Origin of the sequence: Streptomyces sp. NPDC060209 (assembly GCF_042728155.1) — a bacterium.
Taxonomy (GTDB): Bacteria; Actinomycetota; Actinomycetes; order Streptomycetales; family Streptomycetaceae; genus Streptomyces.
Map to the genome: position 1 here is coordinate 1 of NZ_JBHWZS010000454.1, position 4981 is coordinate 4981.

General features: G+C 67.9%; 5 protein-coding genes. 2 read left to right on the top strand and 3 right to left on the bottom strand.

Annotated elements, in window-relative coordinates; translation table 11 throughout:
* Positions 1 to 74: 74 nt before the first annotated feature.
* Both ACFWFI_RS40875 and ACFWFI_RS40880 read right to left on the bottom strand, forming a co-directional pair.
* The gene (locus tag ACFWFI_RS40875; RefSeq protein ID WP_387400741.1) at positions 75 to 1775 is read right to left on the bottom strand and encodes an LCP family protein; all 1701 of its coding nucleotides are present in this window, start codon (positions 1773 to 1775) and stop codon (positions 75 to 77) included.
* Positions 1776 to 1972: 197 nt separating this feature from the next.
* Positions 1973 to 3052, bottom strand: coding sequence for a lytic polysaccharide monooxygenase auxiliary activity family 9 protein (locus ACFWFI_RS40880; RefSeq protein WP_387400743.1), 1080 nt, complete (start codon positions 3050 to 3052; stop codon positions 1973 to 1975).
* A 194-nt stretch (positions 3053 to 3246) separates the two neighbouring features.
* Between ACFWFI_RS40880 and ACFWFI_RS40885 the strand changes: the two genes are divergently transcribed.
* Complete coding sequence (locus ACFWFI_RS40885; protein ID WP_387400745.1) at positions 3247 to 4092, top strand: helix-turn-helix domain-containing protein; 846 nt, start codon at positions 3247 to 3249, stop codon at positions 4090 to 4092.
* A 10-nt stretch (positions 4093 to 4102) separates the two neighbouring features.
* Positions 4103 to 4282: a DUF397 domain-containing protein gene (locus tag ACFWFI_RS40890; protein ID WP_387400747.1), complete on the top strand. Its 180-nt coding sequence runs from the start codon at positions 4103 to 4105 to the stop codon at positions 4280 to 4282.
* A gap of 33 nt (positions 4283 to 4315) precedes the next feature.
* Here the strand turns inward: ACFWFI_RS40890 and ACFWFI_RS40895 are convergent, their stop codons facing one another.
* Positions 4316 to 4939 (bottom strand): histidine phosphatase family protein, encoded by a 624-nt coding sequence (locus ACFWFI_RS40895; protein WP_387400749.1) that lies wholly within the window; start codon positions 4937 to 4939, stop codon positions 4316 to 4318.
* Between the last annotated feature and the right edge of the window lie 42 nt (positions 4940 to 4981).

Sequence of the window (4981 nt, forward strand, 5' to 3'; positions counted from 1 at the left end):
CCTCGGGGGCGAGGTACCGGCCGTTCGCGTCGTTCCGAGGCTTCGCCCGGCCTCTCCTCCCCGCTTCGGCGTGGCTACGCGCCGCACACGCCCTCGTCGGCCCGGGACTGCTTGACGTCCACCTTCTTCGGCGGGGCGATGGGTGTCCCGGCCTTCTTGAAGTCCGCCCCGAGGACGAGCATCATCGGCTCCTTCCCGGCGGCGTCCGTGGTTCCGGGCTTCAGCGCCGTGGCGGGCAGGCCCATGAGGTCCGCGAGTTCACGCGCCTGGTCGGCCTGGTTCGGCGCGTACTCCAGAGTCGTCCTGGCCACGTCCTTCGGGGCGTTGCCGACGTTGCTGGACTTCGACACACCCTTCGAGTTCTGCAACCAGCCCAGAACGGCACTCGCCGCCCCGTCCGGAGCGCCGCCGTTGGCGAGGTCGACGCGCACGGCCGAAGCCTCCGCCCGTGGGCCTTCGAGCAGGGCGGCCTGCTTGTCCTTGGCCGCCTTCTGCTTCTCCTTCACCTCGGTGAAGGACACGTCGTTCTGCATCATGCTGAAGAGCTTCGGCGCCTCGACCGGATTCAGGACGACGGTGACGGGCGTGGGCTCGTCCGGGTTGTCGACCACCGGCACCGTCATCAAGGTGATGTTCTTCAGATTGATCTTGCTGAGTTCCTTGGCGAGGGTGACGAGCTTGCCGGCGCTGCCAATGCCCTTGTCCACGGTGAGGGCCTTGGTGGCCGCCTCGGCGATGTCGAGCATCTTCGTGGGGCTGCTCAGTGTGTCTTCCTTCAGCTGCCGCATCATCGATGCGACGAACTTCTGCTGCATCTCGATCCGGTCCAGATCGCTCTCGTTCTTGAGACCGTGGCGGTTGCGGAGGAACGACAGCGCGTCCTCGCCCGCGATCCGGGTCTCCCCGGCCGGCAGGTCCAGCTTGGTCCCGCCGTCCTCGTCCTTGATGGGCTCCTTCAGACACACCTTGACGCCGCCGACGGCGGTGGACAGCGTCTTGACCGCGTTGAAGTCGAACATCATGAAGTGGTCGACCTCGAGGTCCGTGATGCCCTCGACCGTGCGCATGGTGCAGCCCGGATCACGGCCCTTCACCCCGAAGGACTCGTTGAATCTGGTGGGTACCGTCGACCCGGCGATGACCTTGGCCGAGCCGTCGGGCTGCTTGGTCTCGCAATCCGGGATCATGGTCATGAGGTCCCTGGGGATGCTCACCACGGTCGCGTTGGAGCGGTCCTCGGATATGTGGAAGAGGAGCGTGGTGTCGGCGTGGCCGGTGACGTTGCTCCGGTTGCCATAGGCCTCGTTGCCCTTGCCGACGCGCACATCGTTGCCGATGATCAGGATGTTGACCGGCCCGTCCCCCAGGACGCTGTCGCTCCCCACGTCACCGACGTCGATGGTGCTGATGTTCCCGTCGAGGCGGTCGTACCAGTAGTACGCGTACGCCGACGTACCGACGAGGACTGACGCGAGGGCGCCCCCGGTCCACATCAGCACCTTCTTCTTCCTGCCGCGCTGCTTGCGCTTGCGACGGCCGGGCCCGCGTGCGGTGTCCGGAGCGGGTGCGTCGCGGCGCCCGCGCTGCCGGGGAACGCGGGCCGGTGAGGGAGCTGCGGCACGGTCGCGGGAGGCGGACTCCGCGCGGGGGTCGCTGCGGGGACGAGTTGCCGGAGGGCCGTCCAGGCGCAGTTCGTACGCGCCGGTCTCGGGGTTGACCACCCACTGGTCCGCGGGGTCGATCTCGTCCGCCCCTTCGTAGGTCTGCGCGTCCATGCTCCCCAGTCCTCCACAGGTGCCACACGAGTCGCCCGATTGTTCGACGCGTCATGCTCGCATAACAAATCGGTGACGCCTGAGGAATGGCCGATAATTTTACACTGACGCCTCATCAGATTGCTTACACATGCGCCCCGTTGGATCGACAGGCGGCCGACGCCTCGATGAAGACGTCGACCGCCGTCCTCCTGCGCCTATCCCACCCTGCAGCCGAGTTCGAGAGCGGGGTCCGGGGAGCCACCGTCGGTGACGTACCCGAAGGTCGTGGATTCACCGGGGTCCAGCGAACCGTTCCAGCCCGCGTTGTGGACCATCACCTCCTGCCCCTGCGTCGTCATCGCTCCGCTCCAGAGACTGGCGACGCTCTGCCCGGTGGGCTGCGTCCACTCCACCATCCATCCGAGCATCGGCACCGTGCCGGAATTGGTGACGGTCACCTCGGACTGGTAGCCACCGCTCCAGCTGCCGGTCGTGCTGCGCGTGGCGGTGCAGGCGCCGGGCGGGGGCTCGGTCGGGGTGGTGCTGGTGCCGTCCTTGACCCCGGTCACCTCGCCGTTGCCCCCGTCGAAGACCACGTCCGAGCAGGAGTAGAAGGTTTCCTGGCTGTCGGAGCGCTGCCAGACCACGTAGATGACGTGGCGGCCGTCCTTGCCGTCGGGGAGCGCGCCGGTCCACTTGTAGTCGGCCTCGACGGTGCCCGGGCTGCCGTTCAACGGCGGGTGGTCCACCGACAGGAAGGGCGAATCCTCCATGTCGTCCCAGGTCAAGGCCTGAGTGGGGTCGTAGCCGTCCTTGGTGATGTAGACGTAGAACCAACCCGGGTGCGCGGCCCACGCGTTGTACGAGAAGTCGATGGTCGCACCCTCGGTCAGGTGCGTCACCGGCCAGTCGGAGCTCGGCTTGTTGAACCCGGTGAAGTTGGCGTTGCCGCCGCTGCACAGCTGACCGTCGGGCACGAAGCCGCGGGTACGGCCGGCACCGTCGGAGCGCAGCACGGAGAACCAGTTGTAGAACGGGGTGGTCCCGCTCTCCTGTGCGGCGGCCTTGCACGCGGGGTTCACGGGCTTGATCTCGCCGGTGTCGGTCAGCGCGTCCTGCCAGCACAGGAAGGTACGGCTGGCGGGCTTCATGGGCGTGCCGTGCGCTTCGGCCTTCTCCCCGGTGGTGACGACGAGCCCGAGGGCGGGGATTGTCGTGAGGAGGGCGAGCAAGGTGAGGAGGACGGCTCTTCGGCGGGTGCCGGCCAGTAATCGGTGTCTGGACAGGTGGATCACGATGTACGTCCCTTCGCTGCGGCGCCGGGTGGGGCCGGGATGCGGTGCAAGCTTGGGAGCGCTCCCATTAGCGGAGGCTAGCGCCGACCTCACAGCGTGTAAACGCCTTACGCAGAAAGGCTTTCGCCACCCGTCCGGGTGACTGTGGCAGCTACGCCGCATACGGGGGCGGGGTAACCGCTAGCTTCCGGACCATGCCACTGCCGAAGGACCTGGATGCCTACGCGAACCCGCGCGCCTTCTACGGTGCGGAGCTGCGCCGCCTGCGCGAGGCGGCGGGCCTGTCACAGAACGAGCTGGGTGAGCGGGCGTTCTGCTCGGGCACGTACATCGGCCTGTTCGAGGCGGCCGAGCGGCGGCCGCAGCTCGAGATCTCGCGCGCACTGGACGACTTGCTGGGGAGCGGCGAGCACCTTCAGCGGCTGTGCCGACTGGCGCGGACATCGAAGGTGGCCGGTTACTTCGCCGACGCGGCCGAGCTCCAGCTGCGGGCCGTATCCATCGCGGAGTACTCGCCCATGGTCATCCCAGGACTGCTGCAGACCGAGTCGTACGCGCGAGCACTGACACGTGCGGCTCATCCCTACGCCTCGGACGACGTGATCGACAATCACGTGCGAACCCGAATGGAACGGGGAGCACTGCTCGACTCCCCCACTCCACCGGTCCTGTGGGTCATCGTCCACGAGGCCGCACTCCGCGTGCCGGTGGGTGGGGCCGCCGTCATCGCCGAGCAGCTCACTCACCTTCATGCGCAAGGCAGCGCGCGCCCACGTGTCGTCGTACAGGTGCTGCCCTTCTCGACAGGGGCAAATCCTCTGCTGGACACGGCCGTGACCTTGATGCGCTTTTCCGATGCCCCTCCCGTCGTCTATACCGAGACGGCGTACAACGGCCAACTCGTCGAGGAATCCGGGCTGGTGGAGCAAATCTCTTCCGCATACGATCTGGCCAGGGCTTCCGCACTGTCCCCGGAAGCATCACTGCCCCTCATCAAATCGGCTGCGAAGGGCTATGCAACAGATGCTCACCTCTCGTGACCTGTGCTCAGTGAACTGGCGCAAGTCGTCCTACAGCAACGGGGACGGGGGAAACTGCCTGGAGGTCGCCGACGGCTTCCCCGGCCTCGTCCCCGTACGCGACAGCAAGGCTCCGGACCGGCCGGCGCTCACCTTCACCGCCACCCACTGGTCGCAGTTCATCGATGCCCTCAGGGGCGGTGCGCTCTGACCTCGCGTACCGCGAGCGCACCCATCTCCCGCGTCAGTCGATGGCGCTGAACAGCCGTTCCGGAAGGGCCATGTTCAGCGCGGTGACGACCGGCTTGTCGTGTTCCGTGCCGAGGCGGGAGACCGCGCCCGTGGCGAGCTGGAACAGCGCACCGCTCGCGGGTGTCAGCCGCAGATAGCGCGCGGTGAGCACCCGCAGGAAGTGCGAGTGGGCCACCAGCGCGATGTCCGTGTCCCCGAGGCGCGAAGCCGCCGCGCGGACCTCCGCCAGGACCCGGTCCGCCCGGTCGCCCACCTCCTGCGGGCTCTCCCCGGGGTGCTCCTGGGGGCCGGGGGCGACGCCGTCGGTCCAGAGGTTCCAGTCGGGGCGGGTGCGCCGGATCTCGACCGTGGTCACGCCCTCGTACGCCCCGTAGTCCCACTCCCGCAGGTCCGGCGTCTCGCGGGGCGCGGTCAGACCCGCCAGTTCGGCGGTGCGGCGGGCCCGGAGATAGGGGCTGACCAGGGTCAGCCCGATCTCCCGTTCGGCAAGGAGCGGTACGAGGGCACGGGCCTGCCGCTCACCCAGCTCGGTCAGGGGCAGGTCGGTGTAGCTCGTGTGCTGCCCGGACCGGGACCACTCGGTCTCGCCGTGCCGGATCAGGATCAACTCGCCCATGGATGCTTCCGCTCTGTGCGCCGTACTCGTACGTATGTGCCG

Excerpts from the sequence above, each read along its gene's own strand:
- ACFWFI_RS40885 (WP_387400745.1), top strand. The coding sequence starts at position 3,247 with ATGCCACTGCCGAAGGACCTGGATGCCTACGCGAACCCGCGCGCCTTC.
- ACFWFI_RS40875 (WP_387400741.1), bottom strand. The coding sequence starts at position 1,775 with ATGGACGCGCAGACCTACGAAGGGGCGGACGAGATCGACCCCGCGGAC.
- ACFWFI_RS40895 (WP_387400749.1), bottom strand. The coding sequence starts at position 4,939 with ATGGGCGAGTTGATCCTGATCCGGCACGGCGAGACCGAGTGGTCCCGG.